The following is a 23,904-nucleotide window of genomic DNA, read 5'->3' on the forward strand; positions in this document are numbered from 1 at the left end:
CTCCCTTCGAGCCAGCAACAATTATACATCAGGATATTACTTGCCTTGTAATGTCTACTATTTCAATTATATGTTATTAGAATATATCACACGAAAACCATCAAAACCTTCTACGGGTAAAGCTCCATTAATTATTCTCCTTCATGGTTATGGAAGTAATGAGGAAGACCTCTTTAGCTTTGCAGAAGAAATTCCTGAAGAGTATTTCATAGTATCTGCAAAGGCTCCTATTACGATGCAACCTTATGGAAATGCATGGTATCATATCACTATAGATGGTGATGGTGTAAAATCTTCAGATAATGAAGGTGCTCGTGAGTCTAGAGATATCATCGCACGATTTATAGATGAGATTGTAGCAGAATACAATGTAGATAAGCACAATGTAACCTTACTAGGTTTTAGCCAAGGAACGATATTAAGCTATGCAGTAGCACTCACCTACCCAGAAAAAGTTAAGAATGTTATAGGCTTGAGTGGTTACATCAATGAAGAGATTATAGATTTAAAGAGTAATCCATCATATGCACATCTTAATATTTATAACTCACATGGTACAGTAGACCAAGTAATACCAATAGATGCTGCTCGCAAAACACCAGGCTATCTCAAAAATATAGGGATTGAATCCACACTAAGTGAATTTCCTGTAGGTCACGGAGTTCACCCTACTAACTTCTATGAGTTTAAGGAATGGTTACAAAGTAAATAGAGACACAAAAAAACAGGCGTAAAGCCTGTTTTTTTGTGTCTAATCGTGATGTAAAATCACCTAAATATAATTTCCTAATTAGGATACACTAAACTCTCCACGGTTTTATAATCTACCGTTCCGTCTTCATTTACAAAATACTCAACGAGCATTTCTCCCCATTTCTTACCATCAGAAAAGTCGGCGATGATCCAGCGATGGTTTAAAATCTGTACTTTATTAATTTGGAAAGGTCTTCCATCACCTACAAAAGTGATAAGCTCGTTACCTTGAGCTGTATTTTTTGCATATAATCCATCTTCTATAGCTGGTTTAATCACAGCTATGTCAAGATTATCATTATCAAAATACTCCTTTGCATTGTCATTACCTAACAGCGTGAAGTACTCCACATTTGCAAGACGTTCTTGATACATTCCTGCAATAGAATCTCTGTCTGCAAGTTTTACTTCTAATTTTTCAATCTGTCTTGCTTGATATTCTAACCCCTTGCTACTGTTGATATATTGAAAAATAATATACAATGCTGCAAAAAGGAATAAGTATAAAAAAATATTACGTCTCATAAATTATGTAGTTAGGGTAAGTCCGTCGTAAGCTAGAAAGACATTTTTGGGTAATTTTTGTTCGGCTTCTGCGTGAAAACCTAGATGATGACTTATATGCGTAAGATAAGTGCGTTTAGGTTTGATTTTTGCCACGAGATCAAGCGCTTCCTCTACATTAAGATGTGTATAATGCGCCTCTTCCCTCAAGCAGTTTAACACGAGAATATCTAATCCTTGTAGTTTTTCAATCTCCTCATCTGCAATAGTTTTAACATCTGTGAGATACGCAATATCTTGAAAACGATATCCAAAGACTTGCAATGATCCATGATATGCTTCAATAGGCTGCACTTCGATATTACCTAATTTGATAGGAACACCATTTACTACCTCTTTTGATGCAACACTTGGCGCTCCTGGGTATCTATTTTCCGTAGTAAAAATGTAATCAAAACGTTCGGCAAGAGTTTTCAATACTCGTTTATGAGCATAAATGGGCATATCACCCTGTCTAAAAACAAAAGGTCTTATGTCATCCAGTCCAGCCACGTGATCTGCATGCTCGTGCGTTAATAATATACCATGTAAAGGTGCAGAATCACCTTCAGTAGTGCGCTTTCGCGAAAGCGTATTCAACATTTGTTGTCTAAAATCTGGACCACAATCTATTACATAATTATAATCTTCCCATTCTATTAGAACAGAAACACGTAATCTTTTATCCCTAGCATCACTGCTTAAACACACGGGATGTGTGCTTCCTATTACGGGAATTCCTTGTGATGTGCCAGTACCGAGAAAGGTGATTTTCACTAATGTTTAAGAAAATAATGCGCTTATCACGCCGTTAATTGTGTAACAAAAATACAGTTATTTTTTTGGCTACTACAACCTTTTAGTATCTTTGAGTGACCATTAATTAATGGATAAAAACACACTATGGCTGTTAAAATTTTAGGAGACAAAGACTTTGAAAAAGTACCTCCTCTCAAGAATAAGGTACTTCGCGTAAATCTCAACGCAAACATATATGGAACTTTTGCCGAAATAGGTGCTGGACAAGAAACTGTTCGTCATTTTTTTAGAGCAGGTGGTGCAAGTGGTACCATAGCAAAGGCAATGAGTGCATATGATAAAGACTTCTCTGACGCTATTTATGGTGTGGAAGATGATGGTCGTTATGTAACAGAAAAGCGTCTTAAGAAAATGCTTTCGCATGAAATGAAACTCATTGAAGATCGTATCTCACGCTACAAGCAGCCAGATAAAATCTTCTTTACATACGCAAACACGGTAGCTACCATAGATTTTGCAAAAAAATATAAAGGTCACGGATGGGTAGGAATTAGATTCCAGATTACTCCAGAAGGTGAATTTAACGAGATTATACTACACGTTCGTTTTCATGAAAATGATGCTCGTTTACAACAGCTTACCCTAGGAACATTAGGTGTAAACCTAATTTATGGTGCTTTTTATAAGCATGATAACCCTAAGAACTTACTTCGCTATCTTTATGATCACATCGATCAAGATCAGATAGAGATTGATACTATAAACTTCTCTGGACCTCAATTTGAGCACGTAGATAACCGCTTAATGAGTTTACAGCTTGTTAAAAACGGAATGACGGAGGCCGTAATGTTTGACGCAAAAGGAAATAACATCCTTCCAGCAGCATTACTATATAAGAAAAACGTACTTGCACTGCGCGGTAGTTTCCGTCCTGTAACTAAGGTAAACATGGATATGTTTGAAAAAGCATATAAAATGTTTGTAGAGGCAAATCGTGTGAACGAGAAAAAGACAGAAGCTATTTTTGAAATCACACTGTCTAACCTTCGCGCCGAAGGTGATATTGATGAGGAAGATTTCATGGCAAGAGCTCGATTATTAGGTTCTCTTGGACAGACAGTAATGATTTCAAACTTTAAAGAATATTACCGTGTTGTTGAGTACTTCTCAAACTATACTAAGGAGCGTATGGGGCTGGTTATGGGTGTAAATAACCTAATTGACATCTTTGACACTAGCTATTACCGTCACTTAAGTGGAGGTATTCTAGAAGCATTCGGTAAATTATTCTTTAAAGATCTTAAGGTATTCTTATACCCTATGAAAGATCCAAAAACAGGAGAATACACTAATAGCGATAATTTAAAAGTACATCCACGTATGAAAGAGCTTTATAAGTTCTTTAAACTCAATGGAAAAGTACTTGACATTGAAAATTACGACCCAGAAATCACAGATATCTTCTCTAGAGAAGTTTTAAGAATGATTTCTGACGGTGAAAAAGGTTGGGAAGGTATGCTTCCAGAGGGAGTTGCAGAGCTTATTAAGTCTCGTAATCTTTTTGGGTATCAATCTCAAGCACTTCTAGAAGCCAAAAAATAATGAATGTGATTAATTACATAGCTGGTATCTCTTTCCTATTTCTTGTATCCGCTTGCGGAGGTAAGATTACTACAAGCGACATAAAAGGAGAAACCTGGCAACTTGTTGAGATGACTGCCGGTATGGTATCCCCATCAGACCAAGAAGCTGAGCTTTCTATGAGCCAGACTTATGTTTTTACTCCAGAAATGACATTTACAAAGCAGCAAACTAAAGATGCGTCTACTATAGAAGCCTCTGGAACATACACTACAAAAGAAACTAGTGAAGGTATTTTTTATTCATTAAAATACACAGAAGCTTTGCAAATAGTAGGCAGTTGTACTGGAAATGATAATGAAGAGTTGCTACTACGTAAGGATGGTAAACTTCAGAATAGCTGGATGATGTGTGATGGTCCTTTACTGGTTTATGAAAAGCAATAATTACACAAATACTTATAAAACAAAGGGCGATACATTAAATGTATCGCCCTTTATACTTTTACTAAGTTCACAACACTACGCGTCAAGCAATTGTGCTGCGTGGTCTTTAGTTTTTACTTTTTGTATCACATCGCTCACGACACCTTCTTCATCAACTTTAAAAGTCATACGGTGAATACCGTCATATTCCTTACCCATGAATTTCTTAAGTCCCCAAACACCAAAGGCGTTGATGACTGTTTTGTCCTCATCTGCTAGTAGCTGGAAGGGAAACTCATATTTAGTTGCAAAATTCTTCTGGCGTTTTTGAGAATCTGCGCTCACTCCCAGTAAGTGATATCCTTGCGCCTGTAATTCCTTGTAGTTATCTCTTAAATTACAAGCCTCTGCGGTACAACCTGGTGTACTTGCTTTCGGGTAAAAGAAAACGATAAGTTTCTTACCTTTAAAACTCGCAAGTGTTACTTCGTTTCCATCTTGATCTGTTGTTGTAAAATCTGGGACTTTATCGCCCACTTTTAATGTGTTCATCTGTGTTTCGTTTTGGCAATGCTGGAAATCTCATCCATCATTGGCACTAGTTAATTATCTTTACATAGCAATTCTATGCTTTCGCGAAAGCGTAAACTATCACATCTAGTGAAAGCATGGAATTATAAAGTTACGAGTTCTAGCAATTACAATAAAGGAATACGTTTAAGCTTTATGGATTACACCATAAAGAATAATTATGCACACCATATGACTAAACAAGAAAAGGTAGACTTCACGATAAAAACATTACAAGAATTATATCCTCAGATACCTATTCCATTAGATCACAAAGATCCGTATACACTTCTTATCGCCGTGTTAATGAGTGCTCAGAGCACAGATGTTAGGGTTAATCAAATCACTCCCCTCCTATTTGAAGTGGCAGATAATCCTTATGACATGATTAAACTTACGGTTGAAGATATTAGAGATATCATAAAACCAGTAGGACTCTCACCTATGAAAGCAAAAGGAATTCATGGCTTATCACATATGCTTATAGATAAGTATAATGGTGTGGTGCCTGCCAGCATTGAGAAACTTACAGAGTTTCCTGCGGTGGGTCATAAGACGGCAAGTGTTGTGGTGTCTCAAGCATTTGGCATTCCTGCATTTCCTGTAGATACTCACATACATAGATTAATGTATCGCTGGGGTTTTACAAATGGTAAGAATGTGGTACAAACAGAAAAAGATGCAAAGCGTTTATTTCCAGAACATGTGTGGAATGATCTTCACTTACAAATTATATGGTATGGACGCCAGTACTCACCTGCAAGAGGCTGGGATCTAGAAAAAGATATCATCACAAAAACCATAGGTCGTAAAACAGTAATAGCCGACTATGAGAAGATGATGGCAAAAAGGAAGAAAAAATAAAACCTCGATGACTGGTCGAGGTTTTATCAAAGTTTAGTTGATGAATGCTTCAAACTTCATCGATTTATAATGCATAACACTTAAAGCCTTAGAAAAATTCAAGAGAAAATCTACAGTCTCTTGTTTCGGTTCAAATTGGTTCGTCTTATTATGACCTGACGAGGGTGTAGTGTAAGTTTTTGCCATGCGGTTTTTGTTTGATTCTTATTAAGAACGCAAATATGTACCGCATATTATATTAATCTGTTAGAATTATATTATTGGTATCAATTACTTTTCTCATATTGATAAGTGCATAACGCATTCTACCTAAGGCAGTATTGATGCTCACACCTGTACGCTCAGAAATTTCTTTAAAGCTCATCTCTTGATAAATACGCATTTTGAGTACTTCTTTCTGATCTTCTGGAAGCTCTTCAATAATACGCTTAACATCTCTGTTTACTTGATCTCGCACCATTTGCTTTTCGGCATTGAGGCTATTATCGCTCAAAACAGAAAATATAGAAAACTCACCTGCGTTATCAAACTTAGGCATCCTATTATTACGACGGAAGTGGTCTATCACCAAGTTGTGCGCAATACGCATCGTCCATGGTAAAAATTTACCTTCCTCATTATACTTGCCCTTCTTGAGCGTCTTGATAACTTTAATAAAAGTGTCTTGAAAAATATCTTCAGAGATATCGCGATCGTACACCTTCGAGTATATAAAACTATATATACGTTGCTTATGTCTCGCAATGAGCATAGCTAGTGATTGTTCGTCTCCTTTGATGTAATTGCTAACGAGCGTAGCATCGTCTATTAATACACTTTTCATAAGTACTACTTTGTAGGTTAAAATTGCAAGGGGAATTCCCTTAGCCCAAAATTTTATAAAGTAGTATTATGCTATACGCAGAGTATGTGTTAGTGAATATTTCGGTAAATATATAATAAATCTGTTAACATTTGCAAAAAAACATTCATTTTGCACAATAAATTAAAAATAACGTTCAAAATGCGACTAGCACTTGGTTTCAATAGCAATGCACTTTCGGTATCTTTGTAATAGAACTAAAGAATTGCGATGCTTATAGACGTTAAGGATGTAAATCCTAAGAAGAATATTATCATTAAGGGTGCCAAACTGCACAATCTTAAAAATATAAATGCAGTAATCCCTCGTAACAAGCTCGTTGTTATTACGGGACTTTCTGGATCTGGTAAATCTTCTCTGGCTTTTGATACCCTTTATGCAGAGGGACAGCGCAGGTATGTGGAGAGCCTCTCCTCCTACGCTCGCCAGTTCTTGGGCAGACTTGATAAACCTAAGGTAGATTATATAAAAGGAATTGCTCCTGCCATTGCCATTGAGCAGAAGGTAAATAGCACAAACCCACGATCTACAGTAGGTACATCTACGGAGATTTACGATTATTTAAAACTACTTTTTGCCCGTATAGGTAAGACATATTCTCCTGTTTCTGGAAATGAAGTTAAAAAGGATACGGTATCAGATGTGGTTGCTCATGTTTCCGCTTTCGCGAAAAGAGAAAAACTCCTCCTACTCGCTCCTATTCATCTAGAAAAAGGAAGAAAAATAGAATCTAAACTGCAAGCATTATTGCAACAAGGATATGCTCGTATACAAGTAAAAGGCGAAGTAAAACGCCTTGATGAAGTTGCCGAAATAGGAAGCAAACTCAAAGCCAAAGATGTACTACTCGTTGTAGATAGGATTATTAATAATCCAGAAGATGAAGATTTTATAAACCGACTTTCAGATGCTGTACAGACGGCTTTTTTTGAAGGAAAGGGCGAACTTTTTATAGAAAAGCTTGCAGATAATTCTCGCCGCCAGTTTTCAAATAAATTTGAGCTTGATGGAATTACTTTTTTAGAACCTAATGTTCACTTATTCTCCTTTAACAATCCTTACGGTGCATGCCCTACTTGCGAAGGTTATGGTGATGTAATAGGAATAGATGAAGATCTTGTAGTACCTAATACTGGACTATCAATCTACGAGAACGCCGTATTCCCATGGCGTGGTGATAGCATGAGCCACTATCGCGATCAGCTAGTTAATCGTGCTTATAAATTTGATTTTCCTATCCATAAGCCTTGGTTTGAGTTAACTCCAGAACAACAACAGCTTGTTTGGGACGGAAATAAAGAATTTGATGGGCTCAATAAGTTCTTTAAATTCTTAGAGTCTAAGGCATATAAAATTCAGAACAGAGTAATGTTATCGCGCTATCGCGGTAAAACAAAGTGTAATACCTGCAAAGGAAAACGCCTACGCCCTGAAGCAACTTATGTAAAAATAGGTGGTGAAAATATTGTAGATTTAGTAGAGCTACCACTAGACGAAGTCGCAGCTTTCTTTAAGAGCTTAACGCTTAATGAGTATGATACTACGGTTGCAAAAAGATTACTTACAGAGATCACAAGTAGACTTAGCTTTCTAGACAAAGTAGGACTCAACTACCTTACGCTCAACAGAAAGTCAAATACACTCTCTGGTGGTGAGTCGCAACGTATCAATCTTGCAACATCTCTTGGAAGCAGTCTTGTAGGCTCTATGTATATTCTTGATGAGCCAAGTATAGGTTTACACCCTAAAGACACAGAAAAGCTCATTGAGGTGCTACAATCGCTACGTGATCTCGGTAATACCGTTATCGTTGTAGAACATGACGAGGATATCATGAAAAAAGCAGATTTTATCATTGATATTGGCCCAGAAGCAGGAACCTTTGGAGGAGATGTGGTTGCCGTAGGTGATTATGATGAGATTTTAAAAAGCGATTCTTTAACAGCAGGATACCTTAACGGAACATTAGAAATTGAAGTTCCTAAGAAGCGTAGAACTTCAAAATATTATGCCGAAGTTATTGGCGCTCGTGAAAACAACTTACAGAACGTAAACGTACGTTTTCCACTAGGTGTTTTTACCGCAGTAACTGGTGTTTCTGGAAGTGGAAAATCTACCTTAGTTAGAAAAATATTATACCCAGCCATGCTAAAGGCAATAGGCGGCTATGGTGAAAAAGCAGGCCAATTTACGGAGCTCAAAGGAAACTACGAGAACATTAAAACTATAGAATTTGTAGATCAAAACCCAATTGGGAGGTCTTCTAGATCAAATCCTGTGACTTATATTAAAGCTTACGATGATATTCGTAAATTATTTGAAAGTCAGAAGCTTAGCAAAATAAGAAACTATAAGGCAAAGCACTTTTCTTTTAACGTAGATGGCGGGAGATGTGAGACTTGTAAAGGTGAAGGTGAAGTAACCATTGAGATGCAATTCATGGCAGATGTGCACTTAGAATGTGAAACTTGTAAGGGCAAGCGCTTTAAGAAAGAGGTACTCGAGGTACAATTCAACGATAAGAATATTGATGATATTCTCACCATGACTATTGATGATGCCGTGGCATTTTTTACAACACATAATGAGGCAAAAATTACTCGCAAGCTTAAACCTTTACAAGATGTAGGTCTAGGATATGTAACGCTAGGTCAAAGCTCCTCTACCCTATCTGGTGGTGAAGCACAGCGTATTAAACTCGCAAGTTTCTTAGTAAAAGGAACTACAAAAGATAAAACTCTATTCATTTTTGATGAACCTACAACAGGTTTACATTTTCATGATATTAAAAAGCTCTTAGCTTCCTTTGAGGCACTTATTGCAAAAGGTCACTCTATTATTGTGGTAGAACACAACATGGATCTTGTAAAATGCGCAGACCATGTTATTGATATGGGGCCAGAAGGTGGAAAAAACGGAGGTATTCTAGTCGCTTCTGGAACTCCGGAAGAGGTAGCAAAAAACAAGAAGTCCTTTACAGGAAAATACCTGAAAGAAAAACTCTAGTCATTCCCAAACATATTATTCTATCGAAAGTCCTATTTTAGTACAATGGGACTTTCTTCGTTTTTTAAAAACCTTGTACAATCTACGAGTACTCCGGTATTTGATCCTTCGGTATTTAACCATGAGCTTGCCTCAAAGACAAGCTGGTCTCCAAAGGCTGGCGGTGGTGCAAATTTTAAAACCAAAACACTAGAAGTGGTTTCAGATAGTGAGTTGCGCTATAAGGCCTCATCCTTCGGTAAAATTTTTAGCGGGATATTTATTCTATTTCCACTCATATTTGTTGGAGTAGGTATCACAACCACTATTAATGACGGTTTTAGCATAGAATCAATATTTTTCGCACTGTTTCCTTTAGTATTTATAGGTGTAGGCATCTTCCTTTTAAAAAAATTACACACTATAACTACGTTTAATAAGTCTACAGGATATTTTCACAAAGGCAAAAAGCAACAAATCAAAAGCCTTACTATCTCAGAAGATGCAAATACCTTTAAACTAGACGCCATAAAGGCACTCCAAATCTTGCCTGAAAAAGTTCGTGGCGATAAAAGTTCGTACACTAGCTACGAGATTAATCTCGTTTTTGAAGATGGCACTCGTTATAATGTGGTCGACCATGGCCATCGTAAGAGCATAGAGCAAGATGCCGTAATTCTCAGTGATTTTCTAGGGGTTCATGTTTGGAATAAAATGACTGCTACTACTTATTTTTCAAAAAATATCGATACTACAGATGCCTATAACAGTCTTGAACCAGATATTACTAATCAAAATGAAGTAAAGGGTAACTATGATTCTACTTCAAAAACGTACTCAAGTGAAGAGGAAGTAGTTGACGAACTTGATCAAGACTACGACTCATCAAAACCAAGAAAAATGTAAATAAGTACGCTTTCGCGAAAGCGTAATAACTTCTACCTTCAATACTACAATTTATGAAACTACTTCACAGTTACCTTTTATGTTTTCTCGCAACCACACTAGCAGCACAAACCAATACGGAGATTCACCTTTTTGATATTATAAATGATGGCACAAAGGCATCGCTTGTTAATGGAAAGAATATAAGTAATAGTGAAGGATATGATAATCAGCCGCAATTTCTAGCAAAAGATATTCTTATATATGCCGGTTCTCAGGAAGGGCAAACAGAAATTATGCAATACACTCGAGGGACAACTCGAGTATTTAACAAAACCACAAGCGGTGGCGAGTATTCTCCTCAATTTATTGTTGGTAAACGTGGTATTTCGGCAGTACGGTTGGACACTACCGGTTTACAGCGACTGTACGCTTATCTTCCAAGAAAAGAGGAAACTCCTATGCTCATAAAAGATGCAGTGGTTGCTTATTACACATGGGCAGATGCACAAACGATTGTCTCTGCCGATATTGTTGAAGATGATTTACACCTCGTTATTCATAATATTAAAACTGGTCGCAGCAATGATCTTGGCATCGCTGTAGGCAGGTCTTTTCATAAAATACCTAATACAAATCTTGTAAGTTTTATAGATAAATCTGAAGATGCGTGGGTGGTAAAATCCATTGATCCATCTTCACTTAAGATTGAAGAAATCACAGCGCTCATTCCCGGAGTAGAAGATATCGCCTGGTTGCCAGATGGGAGTCTTCTTGCTGCAAAAGAAAACACCATATTTATAAAAAGGAAAAATGCGCAATGGACATCTTTCTATAGTTTTGATGATGAAGATTTAAAAAATATCTCACGCTTTGCAATTGCTGCAGATGGCTCTCAAATTGCTGTAGTTTCAGAGGTTTCCCCAGGTAAAACGGTAGATAAACATTTAAAGCCTTTTAATGAAAGGAACTTAAATGCTTTTGCAGATTCTTTTACTGAAGATGTTGTTGTACGCAATTTCTTTAAGGATACACTTTATACAGGGAGAGATGCACTGCGTGATCATTATGAAGCTTATTTCAAGAAAACGACAACATCAAAAGTCGCTGTGCTTAACAGAATCATTAAGGGTAATATAGTTATTGATGAAGAGGAAGTAACAGGGAATGGTGTTACTAATAAACAGGCAACTATTTACGAAGTACGCAATGGCAAGATAGCTTCTATGTCATTTATAAGAGATAATAGAGATGCAACAGATCCAGAGCCTACAGTAGACAAGCAGCTAAAGAATTATAACGAGGGCGATATAGAAGGGTTTATGGATTTGTATACAGATAGCATCGCGTTATACCGCTATCCCACCGTTCCACAACTTACGGAAAGATCAGTTATTAGTAAGACCTATGGAGATATGTTTACACAGCTTCCTGACCTCAAGGCCATTATTAATAACAGAATCGTAATAGGAAACATAACCATAGATCATGAAAAGCTATTTGCAAATGGTAATACATGGTATGGTGTGGCAATCAATGAAGTTTTGAATGGAAAAATCAACAGAGTTACATTTCTTTAGATCACAACAACTAATAGCATTACTATGAAATTATTTTTGGCAATATGTATCACTACGCTCTCATTATCGAGCTGTAAGAACAATCCAAATCAACAAGAAAAAACATCAGATCTCGTTGAGGACACCTCAGAAATACCCAACTCAAAAACAGATCACCAATTACGCCAAGTGACAAAGGCGACCATCACACCAGAATTAGACGGACTAGCGATAGATCCTGCGTGGCAAGATATAGCATGGCAACCCCTTGATCAAAAATGGTTAGGAGAAGACTATACAGCAGAGGACTTCTCTGGAAAATACAAACTCACTTGGACGCCTGAGGCTTTATATATCATTGCTGAAATTACAGATGATGTTATTTACGATAAGGAAGATGATCCGCTTACATTATGGTGGGATGATGATTGTCTTGAGATCTTTATAGATGCAGATAATTCTGGTGGTGGGCACCAGTTTACACACAATGCTTTTGCTTACCATGTAGCGCTAGATGGAAATGTGGTAGACGTAGCTCCTGGTCAAGTCCCTACGCTGTATAATAATCACGTGGAGTCTAAGATTGTAAAAACAGGAGAAAATACAATGATTTGGGAATGTAAGATGACCGTTTATAATGATACCTACAAAGATGGTGGTGTCAATGAACCAAAAATTCTAGATGTAAATCAGCGACTAGGTTTTGCGCTTGCTTATTGTGATAACGATACCAGTGCAGAACGAGAGAACTTTATAGGTTCTGTAGCTGTACCTGGTGAAGATAAAAATAGAGGCTGGATAGACGCTGGAATCTTTGGCACCATAGAGCTAGTAGAGTAATAAAATAAGACAGTGAAAATCCCAAACATAGGTTTGGGATTTTTTTTTGCTTTCGCGAAAGCGTACTTCTAGCACATACATTGTTTTAGTATCTTTAAAACATAACAATTTATTAAACACTTTATAATGTTAAACACGCATACTTCTACCCTATTTAGAGCTACTAAAAGACTACCCATAACCTTAGGTTTTATGGTGGTTACACTACTTTTTTCTGTAGTAACAGCAAATGCACAAACCGATGAGAGAATCTACGAAATTATAGATGCAGTATCTGAAGATCGCTTGAGAGCAGATGTAAAGAAATTAGCCGATTTTGGGACACGGCATACATTAAGTGATACTGTATCAAACACAAGAGGAATAGGAGCTGCGAGAAGATGGATAAAAAGCGAATTTGAAAAGACTTCGCAAAACTGTAATAACTGTCTAGATGTATTTTATCAAAGTAACCTTATAAAAAAAGGTGATAATGACCGTATCACAAAAGATGTGATGGTTGTAAATGTACTGGCAGTTCAAAAAGGAACTAAATATCCTAATCGCTATGTAATTATGAGTGGTGATATAGACAGTCGTATATCTGACCCTAACAATTATACGGATGACGCGCCAGGAGCAAATGATAATGCGAGCGGAATGGCTGGAACGATGGAAGCTGCAAGAGTACTTTCTAAATATTCTTTTGAGAACAGCATTATCTACGTAGGTCTTTCTGGTGAAGAACAAGGACTTTATGGTGGAAAAGGACTTGCTGCCCATGCCAAAGAAAAAGGATGGGAAATCATCGGGATTATGAATAATGACATGATAGGTAACATTGAAGGTGTAGATGGTGTTATTGATAACCGTACGTTTAGAATTTTCTCTGAGCCTGTACCTCCTACAGAGACAGAGCAGCAACGCAGAGCTCGCCGTTTTTATGGTGGTGAGGTAGATGGAATCTCTCGCCAACTAGCAAGATTTATTTACAAAACTACACAAGACTACATGCCAGAAATGAACCCTATGATGGTGTATCGTTTAGATCGTTTTGGTCGTGGTGGTCACCACAGACCTTTTAATGACGCTGGTTTTGCAGGTATCCGTATCATGGAAGCTCATGAAAACTACACACAACAACATCAAGATATACGTACAGAAAATGGCATTAATTACGGAGATACATTTGAGCATGTAAACTTCCCATATAACGCAAAGCTTACCGCAGTAAATGCGATTAACCTTGCAAGTATTGCTTGGGCACCTCCTACTCCTAAAAATGTAGGCATTGGTGGTATTGTAGAGGCAAACGCGAGATTACAATGGGATGAAGTTGAAGGAGCAGTAGCTTATAAAGTGTACTGGAGAGATACGACTTCACCTACTTGGGATAATGCACGATTGATTACAGATGGAACTTCGGCGACATTAAAAGGGATTGTGATTGATAACTTTTTCTTTGGTGTTGCTGCTGTAGGTAAAGATGGTCATGAAAGTCCTGTTGCTTTCCCGAGCCAGATTATTAGATAACAATACATATTGATTTTAAATCATCACAACATATACCTTATGAAAAAAGTATTAATACTAAGTGCCCTTATTGCTGGTACCGCTTTCGCGAAAGCGCAAACCTCTTTTGACAAAGACATTGCAGCTGTAGAAAAAAAGGTCATAGAATGGCGCAGAGATTTTCATCAAAATCCTGAATTAGGAAATCGCGAATTCAAAACTGCAGAGAAAATAGCAAAACACCTTGAATCTTTAGGAATTGAAGTACAAACAGGAGTTGCCAAAACAGGTGTCGTTGGATTACTTAAAGGAGATCTTCCAGGTAAAGTAGTTGCTTTAAGAGCAGATATAGACGCCCTTCCCGTTACAGAACGTAATGACCTTCCTTTTAAATCTGAGGTAGTTACTTCATTTTTAGGAACAGAAACTGGTGTGATGCATGCTTGTGGTCATGATACACACACTGCTATTCTTATGGGTGTGGCAGAAGTGCTATCTAAAAATAAAGACAAAATCAAAGGTTCTGTAAAATTCATCTTTCAACCATCAGAAGAAGGACCACCTCCAGGAGAAGAAGGCGGTGCAAAACTTATGGTAAAAGAAGGTGTGCTAGACAATCCTAAGGTGGATGCTATTTTTGGTTTACATATTAATAGTGCTACCCCTGTAAATACTATAAAATATAAACCAGGAGGCACCATGGCAGCTACAGAGCGTTTTGTAGTAAATGTAAAAGGAAAGCAATCTCATGGTAGTCAGCCTTGGTCTGGAGTGGATCCTATTTTAATATCTGCACAGATTATCAATGGTTTCCAGAGTATTATCTCTCGTGAGAGTGAATTGACGGAAGAAGCTGCAGTAATTACAGTAGGTAAGATTACATCTGGAACACGATTTAATATTATTCCTGAAAGCGCAGAAATGATAGGAACGGTACGCACACTGGATCCAGATATGCGTACAAAAATCATACGTCGTATGGACGAAATGGCTGCTGGTATAGCAAAAGCTTATGGCGGTGAGGCTACGATAGACTGGCAAAACATGACTGTCGTAACTTACAATGATCTTGATCTTACTGCACAAATGCTCCCTACCTTACAACAAGTAGGTGGTACAGAAAATGTATCGCTACAGAAAGCGGTAACTGGTGGAGAAGACTTTTCTTTCTTCCAAGAGAAAGTACCTGGCTTCTATTTCTTTTTAGGCGGTATGACCGCTGGAAGTACTGAAGCTTTTCCTCATCACACACCTGATTTTGTGATTGATGAAGCTGGATTTCAACTAGGCGTTAAAGCACTAAGCCAGATGAGTATTGACTACTTAAACGGTAAATAAAAATTAGATCCCTATGAAGACATTTTTTAAAACATTAATGCCGTATGCAGTTGCTGCAATGGCGGCTACCACCTTACATTCACAACAGAATGACCAACCGATATTCAAGGATGGAGAAGCGCAGATAGTTCCTGCATTTGATACACCGTCTACTTGGATTCGAGAGGATTTATGGGTTGAAACAGAATTTGACACAGATGGCGACGGAGAGCTAGATCGCATGCACGTAGATGTGACAAGACCCCTACAAACCGAAAGCGGACTAAAACTGCCCGTTATTTATGAGACAAGCCCTTATTATGCAGGTGTTGCAGCAAATGATCCAAACTTGTTTTATGATGTAAAGCATGAAATAGGAGCTCAAGAAAAACCAATAGCAAACGGAGTGGTTGTACGAAGAGGAAAACGTCCTGTAATTTCAAATTCGCTGATTAAAACTTGGATTCCTAGAGGTTATATTGTGGTGCATTCCTCCTCTCCAGGGACTGGACTATCAGAAGGATCTCCTACGGTAGGTGGTGATAATGAATCTCTTGCACCTAAAGCTGTTATAGACTGGCTTAATGGTAGAGCAAAAGGTTATAAAGAAATTGATAGTAGTGAAGAGGTAAAAGCATTCTGGTCTACAGGTAAAGTTGGGATGACCGGAACATCTTACAATGGAACCCTGCCACTAGCTGCTGCAACAACTGGAGTTGATGGTCTTGAAGCTATCATTCCTATAGCTCCTAACACCTCATATTATCACTACTACAGGTCTAACGGACTAGTGCGTTCTCCTGGAGGGTATCTAGGTGAAGATATTGACGTACTATACAACTTTATACATAGCGGAGACGAATCTAAAAGAGCGTATGCAGATAGTCTTGTGAGAGATATTGAGCTTAAAAACGGGATGGACCGTGCAACAGGAGATTACAATGATTTCTGGGCAGGTAGAGATTATCTTAATGATATGAAACCTATGAAAGCAGCGTTGTTAATGTCGCATGGTTTTAATGACTGGAATGTAATGCCAGAACATAGCTACCGCATCTACAAGAGAGCCCAAGAAATGGGAATCCCTAGTCAGATTTTTTATCATCAGAATGGTCATGGAGGTCCGCCACCTATGAAAATGATGAACAGATGGTTTACAAAATATTTACACGGAATAGATAATGGTGTTGAAAATGATCCCAAAGCGCAAATTGTTAGAGAAAACGATGCTAGAGATCAACCTACACCATATGCAAACTACCCAAATCCTGAGGCAAAGGACATTACATTATACTTAGGAAAAAGCACTAATGGAGCAGGAACGTTATCTACCCAAAAAGCAAAGAAACTACCTAAGGAAACACTTGTAGACGATGCTTCTGTGAGCGCTAAAGATATGATGAAAGCTTCTGCATCTCAAAACAGATTATTGTACCTCACTCCTACTCTTAAGAATGAATTACATATTTCTGGAACACCTAAAGTGACTATTACTGTATCTAGCAGTAAGGAAGCAGCAAACTTGAGCGTCTACCTTGTTTCATTACCTTATGAAGAAGGAAAAGGGATTAAAATAACAGATAATCTCATCACTCGTGGATGGGCAGATCCTCAAAATTATGCCTCCATACGTAAGAGTGAGCGTCTTAAGAAAGATGAGTTTTATGAAGTGACATTTGACCTAATGCCAGATGATCAAATTATAAGAAAAGGACAGCAAATAGGCTTGATGATTTTTTCTAGTGACAGCGAGTTTACAGTACTTCCTAATCCTGGAACAGAACTTACTGTAGATCTGTTAAAAACCAAACTTACACTGCCAGTTGTAGGCGGAGAAACGGCCTTCAGCACAACGATTAATTAATAATATCATTACCATAAATGAAGTATACAACAACCTTATTATTTTCTAGTGTCTTACTGTTTACCACTTTCGCGAAAGCGCAAACAAATCTAGATAAAGAAATTACAGCTATAGAATCAAAAGTCATCGAGTGGCGTAGAGATTTTCACCAAAACCCAGAATTAGGAAATCGTGAATTCAATACTGCCGATAAAATTGCAAAACACCTTAAGTCTTTAGGGATTAAAGTTCAGACAGGAGTTGCAAAAACAGGTGTGGTAGGAATTCTTGAAGGAAAACGCAAAGGAAAAGTAGTTGCTTTGCGAGCAGATATAGATGCACTACCTGTAAAGGAACGCGCAGATCTACCGTTCAAATCTACAGCGATGGGTGAATATCAAGGTAATCCTGTGCCTGTAATGCACGCTTGTGGGCATGATACACATATTGCAATCCTTATGGGTGTTGCCGAAGTACTTGCAAAAAATAATGATTTTGCGGGAACGGTAAAATTCATTTTTCAACCAGCAGAGGAAGGTGCTCCTCCGGGAGAAGAAGGTGGTGCCGAGCTTATGGTAAAAGAAAATGTTCTTAAAAACCCAGATGTAGATGCCATCTTCGGACTGCATATAGGTTCTGGTCAAGATGTAAACACCATCGCCTATAAACCTGGAGGGATTATGGCAGCTTCCCAGAGTTTTGAAATCCATGTAAAAGGAAAGCAAAGTCATGGTTCTACACCATGGACGAGCCGTGATCCTATTATGGCAGCAGTAAAAATTATAGACGGATTGCAAACTATTATCTCTAGAGAAATACCACTTACAGAAGAAGCAGCTGTATTATCTATAGGACAGATTAATGCAGGTGTGCGAAGTAATATTATCCCAGAAGAAGTACATATAGTAGGTACATTACGCACGCTAGACTATGATATGCAAGCTTTTATAAACCAGCGTATGAAGGAGATGATTCCTGCTATTGCTGCAGCCTATCGTACAGAAGCTACGTTAACTATTCCTGAAGGCTACCCTATCACATTTAATGACGTAGCACTTACCGCACAAATGCTTCCATCACTTGAGAAAGCTGCTGGTAAGGATAATGTCTCTGTGATAAAAGCCATTACAGGTGCCGAAGATTTTTCATTCTTTCAAAAAGAAGTTCCAGGGCTTTATTTCTTTTTAGGAGGTAAAACACCAGGAAGCACAGAAGCTTTTCCTCACCACACTCCAGATTTTTACATTGATGAAAGCGGGATGCTGCTAGGAGTAAAAACATTTGTACAACTTACGCATGACTATTTAGGGCAATAACCCCTACTCCATCATTACGGTAAAGATTATATTAACGACAGTTAACCAATGTGTTAACTGTCGTTTTTTTTATGTGAAAAATGAATGAAAACTATAAATTTCGTTAAATAACTATAAAAATAGTTGTGTAACTATACTTTTCGTTGTAAGTTTGAATTATCAATCATTAGATAATCAATTCTATACATGGAAAAACTAACAAATAAAGAAGAAGAAGTAATGCACGCATTATGGAAGTTAGAGCGCGCTTTTGTTAAAGAAGTGGTTGCTAGCTTGCCAGAAGGCAATCATTACAATACCATATCTACCATTGTGCGTAACCTCGCAGATAAAGGATATGTGGGCTACCAAGCGTTTGGAAAGACCCATCAATATTTTCCAGTAGTATCTCTTCAGGCTTATAGAAAAGAGTTTATGGAAACTACGAGTCAAAAGTTTTTTGGGAACTCTTATAAAAATATGGTTTCCTTTTTTGCCAAAGAAGAAAAAATCTCTGCAGATGAGCTTAGGGAAATCTTAGCAATCATAGAAAAAAAGTAACTTATGGAAATCCTTATTTTAATAGCAAAAAGTATTGGAATTCTATCCTTGTTTTATGTGATATACATTTCCATCTTGCATAAAAACACGCTCTTTACAGCAAACAGGCATTTTCTCATTGCTGGTATCATTGCAGCGCTCACGCTACCCTTTTTAGAATTTACTCAAGTTACAGAAATCGTATTGCCTTCACAGCAAGTGTTTGATACTGCAAATGTAGTTCCATTATCGCAAGTTGAATATCTTCCTACGGCAACCACAGCAGAGGTGCCAACAATTGATTGGTGGCAAATAGCATTGCTTATATATATTGCAGGCGTTATTGTCATGTGTATTAGATTAGGTATGCAACTATTCTCACTTAGAAGTCTCATTTCTTCAGGAACTGTGGTACAAAGGAATGCATACACGTATGTAACTGTCACAAATAATATAGCACCCTTCTCCTTCTTCTCGTATATCGTATATAATCCCGAGCTTCATACATTAGAAGAGCTCGAAATGATATTAGCTCACGAGCAAATTCATGCAGGACAACGCCATTCCATAGACATACTAATCACACAAATTATATTAGCACTTCACTGGTGCAATCCGCTGGCGTGGTTGTATAAGCAGAGTCTAGAACAAAATTTAGAATACATTGCAGATGCTCATGCTATCCAGCGCATTAATAATCCGCAGCAATATCAACGTACACTGGTTAAGGTTTCATCTCCCTCCATTCGACCAGCGCTTACTAATCAATTTTATCAATCATTTATCAAAAAACGAATCGTTATGCTCAACACACCACAATCAGGTAAACACCATCTTTGGAAACTGGGATTAATCATCCCGCTCGTCTCTTTCTTTCTATATTCTTTTAATGTAAAAGAAGTAGTCACTTATGTTGAAGAGGACAATACCGCTTTCGCGAAAGCGGAAACAACTAAAAATCCGACTAATAAAGGAAGAGATGTCTTCTTTATAGATCGTGAGACCACAAATGACAAACTAGACAGAATAGAAAAGTATGTCACAGACCATTGGAAAGAAGTCGCAATCAAATTTTCAAAAAGAAGCTATACCTCTGAAAATGACTTATCAGCTTTTACGTTGCAGGTACAATTTGACGAGGAGGAAGGTTTTGTAAATAAGCTTTCTTTTAATTCTAAAGAAATTAAACAGTGGGATGGCTATAGCCTTATGGTTAATACAGAAAAGGAGGTTGTCGTGATGGAGCAAAAAGATGGCACATTTATAAACATTACTCCAGATAAAACAACTATTGCAGATGATAAAATAACTGCAGCAACAAAAGAAACCACTATAAAAAAAGATAGTGTTACAAATAAATCGCTAGGTTCTAATCCGGTAATAGTTGTAAATAATAACATCGTTCGAGAGAAAGAAAAGAGTTTTACTGCCGATAGTATCACAACGCTAACTCCTACACAAGCTGTCAAGAAATTTGGTGCTAAGACTCAAGATAGTATCCGTAAGCTAGATAACAATGTTCAACTCGACACAATCTTAACAACGAGGGTATCAATACAAGAAACCTACAATTTCGTAATAACGAAAAATAGCACGGATCAAGAAATTAAAACGCTTGCGGCAATTTTAAAGGATAAACATAATGTAGCTCTTAAAGTAAGTGGAATTAAGAGAAATAGAAATCAAGAAATAGAAAAAATTTCAATCGATCTTAGAGATGAAAATGGAAATAATAAAAATTACACCTTAAAGAGCTCTAACCCTATCAATGACATTTATATATACCGCAATGCTAACGGTAGTACAGGCATGGGTAATGTAAATATGGAGAATAATAATAGAGATACATATGACAACAGGAGAGCCAGCTTAGAAGAACGACGTAACACTACGATGAATACTAGAGATAGTATGCGTACAAATATGGAAGCTCGCAAGCAGGATATGCGCGCTCGTATGGGAGAGCGTAGAAATCTAGAAGGGAGAGCTCAGGTAGACTCTATGAGACAAGATATGCTATCACGCCGTGACAGCATGAAAATGCAAATGAAGGAGCGACGTGAGAATTTGAAAGGCGATAGGGAAAACTATAAAAATAGCAGACAACAAAGAGACATGCGCTACGTAACACTCGACGAAAAAACTTACTACTCTGTTGTTAGTCCTGAAGGATCTAAGAGTTTCTATGATCGATGGGGGAAACAAATAAAAGAAGACACTCCACTTTATAAAAGGCTTTTAGAAAAAGGTTACTTTACAGTAGATGATAAGAGCAAAGATGAAGTAATGAATATGGCACCTAAGGATGGAATTATTAAATCTAGCTCACTTGATAAAGCTATCTATTATGTTAACGATAAAAAGATGTCAGTGAGCCAACTGAAAGAAATGGATGTGGCTCCTAATAATATTTTGACTCTAACAGTCTATAAAGGGGAAAAAGCAATTGAACTCTACGGTAAAGAGGCTGTTAATGGTGTTGTCGTAATAGAAACAAAAGAGTAAAAGGTAATTAATCTTGAGTAAAAGTCCGCTTTCAATCAGAAAGCGGACTTTTTTTATGCGCTGTTTTTTTCAAATACTACTTATGAAAATTCACTCCAAAATGATGGAATCGGATTAATACGGTTAAAATGAGCCATAATTTGTCTGCAAAAATTCTAAATGGCTCATAAAGTCTCTACAAAACTTACATAATGAATGATTATTATAATTAAGGCTAACATATATTAACCAACTTGGAGACATTGAGATTACACATTTTAATCTATGTCATTAATCTAGTTATAATATTCACGTTAATTTCATTAAAAACTTCTTTTCAATTTGTTTTACTGCGCTTAAGGTGACTTCTTTGCTTCATCAATAACAAACAACGTATCTAGTAACAATCAAAAACATCTATTATGAAAACGCAAGTAAACAACAAGCCGCAAGTAAAAACAAACAAAGTATTAGGAATCTATACCATCTTTATGGTGAGCCTCAGTATCTCTTATATAGTAACCACATTTTTACATTTAGGGAATTAATCACTCCGACATTCATCAATCAGCATTCATCAATCAGCATTCATCAATCAGCATTCATCAATCTTTACTAATCCATCAAAAACCATCCATTATGAAAACGCAAGCAAACAACAAGCCGCAAGTAAAAACAAATAAAGTATTAGGAATCTATACCGTATTTATGGTAAGCCTCAGTATTTCTTATATAGTCACAACCTTTTTACATTTAGGGAATTAATCACTCCGACATTCATCAATCATCATTCATCATTCATCTATCAGCAATCATCAATCAACATTCATCAATCTTTATCAATCAATTAAAAACAATCAAAAATGATCCAAATTATCATCACTGCATTAGAACTTATCTTCGGATAAATAATTGACCTCTTCACACCGCCGAGTTAAGGCCTGCTCTGTGTGTGTTTTTTAAAAACTTACTTTAGATATAGCACGTTTTCGCGAAAGCGTACTAATCACATCCCTCCCATTCTTTCCGATAAAATATTTTCAGCTACATTTGGGCTTTTATAATTTTGGAACGCTCGTTGGAGTTGTCATCACCAATCAATACCCATTGTACGATGAAAAATTTATTTCTCGCAATCCTTACTACCGTATTTGTAGTAAGCTGCAATTCGGTAAAAAAGACTACTGCAACGCTTAATAGCGGTAATTATGATGATGCCATCGCAATTACTCTTAAGAAGTTGCAACGCAATCCAGATAAAAAGAATAAGCAAGACTTTGTGCTCCTTCTTGAAGATGCATTTGCAAAAGCATCTGCGCGCGATGCAGATCGTATTTCATTTCTCGTAAAAGAAAATCAGGAAACAAATCTTGAGGAAATTTATGAGACCTATGTATCGTTACAAAGACGTCAAGATCGTATAAGACCTATCTTACCTTTACAAGTAATTGACGAGAATAGATCTGCACGTTTTGACTTTGTAAACTACACCGATAAACTCATATCTTCTAAGGAAAAACTAGCTGCTTCGTTATATAGTAGTAGCCTTGATGCCATAACCGCTGCATCATCAAAAGAGGATTATCGTAATATTTATGATGATCTAGCTTATTTAAATACGCTTAAGCCAGGTTATAAAGACATTAAAAATATGATGGAATCTGTACATCTCAAAGGGACAGACTTTGTTGCAGTGACTTTATTTAATGATAGTAACATAGCGTTACCAGTACGATTAGAAAACGAATTATTAGACTTCTCGACCTATGGTCTCAACGATTTCTGGACCGTGTATCATAGCAATCCGCTTAATGAGGTATCCTACGATTACAATATGGAAGTTGCTTTTACAGAGATTAATATTTCACCAGAGCGCATCAAAGAAAGAGAGGTGCAACAAGAAAAACTCATTAAAGACGGTAGCATCGTTCTAAAGGATGAAGATGGTAATGTGGTTTATGATGAGGATGGTGAGAAAGTACTGGTAGATAATATGATTACTGTACGTTGCACGTACTTTGAGTTTATCCAGAACAAAGCTGTAAATGTAGTAGGCCGCGTGCGCTATTCTGATAGTAATACTAATCAGGTCTTGCAGTCGCTTCCGCTAGCATCTGAGTTTATTTTTGATCACAGATATGCTACCTATAGAGGTGATAGAAGAGCACTAGAAGATGAGCTTTATGATCGCACTCGCAATAGAGCAGTTCCGTTTCCTACTAATGAGCAAATGGTGTACGACGCTGGTGAAGACATTAAAAATCGCATTAAGGATATTATTCTAAGAAATAATAACTAGTCTTTACAA

General features: G+C 37.2%; 21 protein-coding genes. 17 read left to right on the forward strand and 4 right to left on the reverse strand.

From position 1 onward, the window contains the following. Window positions 1–70: 70 nt before the first annotated feature. On the forward strand, window positions 71–712 hold the full coding sequence (locus SJY37_RS12860; RefSeq protein ID WP_379953199.1) for an alpha/beta hydrolase: 642 nt from the start codon (window positions 71–73) through the stop codon (window positions 710–712). Window positions 713–786: 74 nt separating this feature from the next. Here the strand turns inward: SJY37_RS12860 and SJY37_RS12865 are convergent, their stop codons facing one another. Beyond that, on the reverse strand, window positions 787–1,278 hold the full coding sequence (locus SJY37_RS12865) for a hydrolase (protein WP_379953200.1): 492 nt from the start codon (window positions 1,276–1,278) through the stop codon (window positions 787–789). Between the two features lie 3 nt (window positions 1,279–1,281). Further along, window positions 1,282–2,073: an MBL fold metallo-hydrolase gene (locus SJY37_RS12870; RefSeq protein WP_379953201.1), complete on the reverse strand. Its 792-nt coding sequence runs from the start codon at window positions 2,071–2,073 to the stop codon at window positions 1,282–1,284. 126 nt (window positions 2,074–2,199) lie between these two features. Here SJY37_RS12870 and SJY37_RS12875 point away from each other — a divergent pair, with 126 nt between their 5' ends. Next, window positions 2,200–3,657, forward strand: coding sequence for a TonB-dependent receptor (locus SJY37_RS12875; protein ID WP_144784037.1), 1,458 nt, complete (start codon window positions 2,200–2,202; stop codon window positions 3,655–3,657). Between the two features lie 5 nt (window positions 3,658–3,662). Beyond that, on the forward strand, window positions 3,663–4,082 hold the full coding sequence (locus SJY37_RS12880) for a hypothetical protein (protein ID WP_379953202.1): 420 nt from the start codon (window positions 3,663–3,665) through the stop codon (window positions 4,080–4,082). 75 nt (window positions 4,083–4,157) lie between these two features. Here the strand turns inward: SJY37_RS12880 and bcp are convergent, their stop codons facing one another. Beyond that, window positions 4,158–4,613, reverse strand: a complete 456-nt coding sequence (gene bcp, locus SJY37_RS12885) for a thioredoxin-dependent thiol peroxidase (protein WP_013752169.1) — start codon at window positions 4,611–4,613, stop codon at window positions 4,158–4,160. Window positions 4,614–4,823: 210 nt separating this feature from the next. Between bcp and nth the strand changes: the two genes are divergently transcribed. Next, window positions 4,824–5,495, forward strand: coding sequence for an endonuclease III (gene nth / locus SJY37_RS12890; protein WP_339845315.1), 672 nt, complete (start codon window positions 4,824–4,826; stop codon window positions 5,493–5,495). A gap of 238 nt (window positions 5,496–5,733) precedes the next feature. Here nth and SJY37_RS12895 read toward each other — a convergent pair whose 3' ends face one another. Next, window positions 5,734–6,318: an RNA polymerase sigma factor gene (locus SJY37_RS12895; protein WP_298325200.1), complete on the reverse strand. Its 585-nt coding sequence runs from the start codon at window positions 6,316–6,318 to the stop codon at window positions 5,734–5,736. A 249-nt stretch (window positions 6,319–6,567) separates the two neighbouring features. Here SJY37_RS12895 and uvrA point away from each other — a divergent pair, with 249 nt between their 5' ends. From uvrA to SJY37_RS12960, 13 genes are all read left to right on the forward strand, one after another. After that, window positions 6,568–9,363, forward strand: a complete 2,796-nt coding sequence (gene uvrA / locus SJY37_RS12900; RefSeq protein ID WP_379953203.1) for an excinuclease ABC subunit UvrA — start codon at window positions 6,568–6,570, stop codon at window positions 9,361–9,363. Between the two features lie 45 nt (window positions 9,364–9,408). Continuing rightward, a complete protein-coding gene (locus SJY37_RS12905) occupies window positions 9,409–10,248 on the forward strand; it encodes a hypothetical protein (RefSeq protein ID WP_379953204.1) in 840 nt (279 codons plus the stop codon). A gap of 53 nt (window positions 10,249–10,301) precedes the next feature. Continuing rightward, window positions 10,302–11,807, forward strand: coding sequence for a nuclear transport factor 2 family protein (locus tag SJY37_RS12910; RefSeq protein ID WP_379953205.1), 1,506 nt, complete (start codon window positions 10,302–10,304; stop codon window positions 11,805–11,807). A gap of 24 nt (window positions 11,808–11,831) precedes the next feature. Then, window positions 11,832–12,626, forward strand: a complete 795-nt coding sequence (locus SJY37_RS12915) for a sugar-binding protein (protein ID WP_379953206.1) — start codon at window positions 11,832–11,834, stop codon at window positions 12,624–12,626. Window positions 12,627–12,818: 192 nt separating this feature from the next. Continuing rightward, complete coding sequence (locus tag SJY37_RS12920; RefSeq protein WP_379953365.1) at window positions 12,819–14,138, forward strand: M28 family peptidase; 1,320 nt, start codon at window positions 12,819–12,821, stop codon at window positions 14,136–14,138. A gap of 39 nt (window positions 14,139–14,177) precedes the next feature. Then, window positions 14,178–15,455 carry an amidohydrolase gene (locus SJY37_RS12925; RefSeq protein ID WP_379953207.1) on the forward strand — a complete coding sequence of 426 codons (1,278 nt, stop codon included), beginning with the start codon at window positions 14,178–14,180 and terminating at the stop codon, window positions 15,453–15,455. Window positions 15,456–15,468: 13 nt separating this feature from the next. Further along, entirely contained in the window at window positions 15,469–17,298 is a 1,830-nt protein-coding gene (locus tag SJY37_RS12930) for a Xaa-Pro dipeptidyl-peptidase (protein WP_379953208.1), read from the forward strand. Between the two features lie 17 nt (window positions 17,299–17,315). Next, window positions 17,316–18,593, forward strand: coding sequence for an amidohydrolase (locus SJY37_RS12935; protein WP_379953209.1), 1,278 nt, complete (start codon window positions 17,316–17,318; stop codon window positions 18,591–18,593). A gap of 186 nt (window positions 18,594–18,779) precedes the next feature. After that, window positions 18,780–19,133, forward strand: a complete 354-nt coding sequence (locus SJY37_RS12940) for a BlaI/MecI/CopY family transcriptional regulator (RefSeq protein WP_144784027.1) — start codon at window positions 18,780–18,782, stop codon at window positions 19,131–19,133. 3 nt (window positions 19,134–19,136) lie between these two features. Next, the gene (locus SJY37_RS12945; protein ID WP_379953210.1) at window positions 19,137–21,617 is read left to right on the forward strand and encodes a M56 family metallopeptidase; all 2,481 of its coding nucleotides are present in this window, start codon (window positions 19,137–19,139) and stop codon (window positions 21,615–21,617) included. Window positions 21,618–22,018: 401 nt separating this feature from the next. Beyond that, window positions 22,019–22,144 (forward strand): hypothetical protein, encoded by a 126-nt coding sequence (locus tag SJY37_RS12950; protein ID WP_298325228.1) that lies wholly within the window; start codon window positions 22,019–22,021, stop codon window positions 22,142–22,144. 91 nt (window positions 22,145–22,235) lie between these two features. Continuing rightward, window positions 22,236–22,361, forward strand: a complete 126-nt coding sequence (locus SJY37_RS12955; protein ID WP_379953211.1) for a hypothetical protein — start codon at window positions 22,236–22,238, stop codon at window positions 22,359–22,361. Window positions 22,362–22,710: 349 nt separating this feature from the next. Next, complete coding sequence (locus SJY37_RS12960) at window positions 22,711–23,895, forward strand: hypothetical protein (RefSeq protein ID WP_379953212.1); 1,185 nt, start codon at window positions 22,711–22,713, stop codon at window positions 23,893–23,895. The last annotated feature ends 9 nt before the right edge of the window (window positions 23,896–23,904 follow it).

This window comes from Dokdonia sp. R78006 (assembly GCF_042466145.1).
In the GTDB taxonomy this organism is placed as follows: Bacteria; Bacteroidota; Bacteroidia; order Flavobacteriales; family Flavobacteriaceae; genus Dokdonia.

Excerpts from the sequence above, each read along its gene's own strand:
- SJY37_RS12935 (WP_379953209.1), top strand. The coding sequence starts at position 17,316 with ATGAAGTATACAACAACCTTATTATTTTCTAGTGTCTTACTGTTTACC.
- SJY37_RS12960 (WP_379953212.1), top strand. The coding sequence starts at position 22,711 with ATGAAAAATTTATTTCTCGCAATCCTTACTACCGTATTTGTAGTAAGC.
- SJY37_RS12875 (WP_144784037.1), top strand. The coding sequence starts at position 2,200 with ATGGCTGTTAAAATTTTAGGAGACAAAGACTTTGAAAAAGTACCTCCT.
- SJY37_RS12950 (WP_298325228.1), top strand. The coding sequence starts at position 22,019 with ATGAAAACGCAAGTAAACAACAAGCCGCAAGTAAAAACAAACAAAGTA.
- SJY37_RS12940 (WP_144784027.1), top strand. The coding sequence starts at position 18,780 with ATGGAAAAACTAACAAATAAAGAAGAAGAAGTAATGCACGCATTATGG.
- SJY37_RS12955 (WP_379953211.1), top strand. The coding sequence starts at position 22,236 with ATGAAAACGCAAGCAAACAACAAGCCGCAAGTAAAAACAAATAAAGTA.
- SJY37_RS12865 (WP_379953200.1), bottom strand. The coding sequence starts at position 1,278 with ATGAGACGTAATATTTTTTTATACTTATTCCTTTTTGCAGCATTGTAT.
- nth (WP_339845315.1), top strand. The coding sequence starts at position 4,824 with ATGACTAAACAAGAAAAGGTAGACTTCACGATAAAAACATTACAAGAA.
- SJY37_RS12895 (WP_298325200.1), bottom strand. The coding sequence starts at position 6,318 with ATGAAAAGTGTATTAATAGACGATGCTACGCTCGTTAGCAATTACATC.
- SJY37_RS12915 (WP_379953206.1), top strand. The coding sequence starts at position 11,832 with ATGAAATTATTTTTGGCAATATGTATCACTACGCTCTCATTATCGAGC.
- SJY37_RS12925 (WP_379953207.1), top strand. The coding sequence starts at position 14,178 with ATGAAAAAAGTATTAATACTAAGTGCCCTTATTGCTGGTACCGCTTTC.
- SJY37_RS12920 (WP_379953365.1), top strand. The coding sequence starts at position 12,819 with ATGGTGGTTACACTACTTTTTTCTGTAGTAACAGCAAATGCACAAACC.
- SJY37_RS12905 (WP_379953204.1), top strand. The coding sequence starts at position 9,409 with ATGGGACTTTCTTCGTTTTTTAAAAACCTTGTACAATCTACGAGTACT.
- SJY37_RS12930 (WP_379953208.1), top strand. The coding sequence starts at position 15,469 with ATGAAGACATTTTTTAAAACATTAATGCCGTATGCAGTTGCTGCAATG.
- uvrA (WP_379953203.1), top strand. The coding sequence starts at position 6,568 with ATGCTTATAGACGTTAAGGATGTAAATCCTAAGAAGAATATTATCATT.
- SJY37_RS12910 (WP_379953205.1), top strand. The coding sequence starts at position 10,302 with ATGAAACTACTTCACAGTTACCTTTTATGTTTTCTCGCAACCACACTA.
- SJY37_RS12945 (WP_379953210.1), top strand. The coding sequence starts at position 19,137 with ATGGAAATCCTTATTTTAATAGCAAAAAGTATTGGAATTCTATCCTTG.
- SJY37_RS12860 (WP_379953199.1), top strand. The coding sequence starts at position 71 with ATGTTATTAGAATATATCACACGAAAACCATCAAAACCTTCTACGGGT.
- bcp (WP_013752169.1), bottom strand. The coding sequence starts at position 4,613 with ATGAACACATTAAAAGTGGGCGATAAAGTCCCAGATTTTACAACAACA.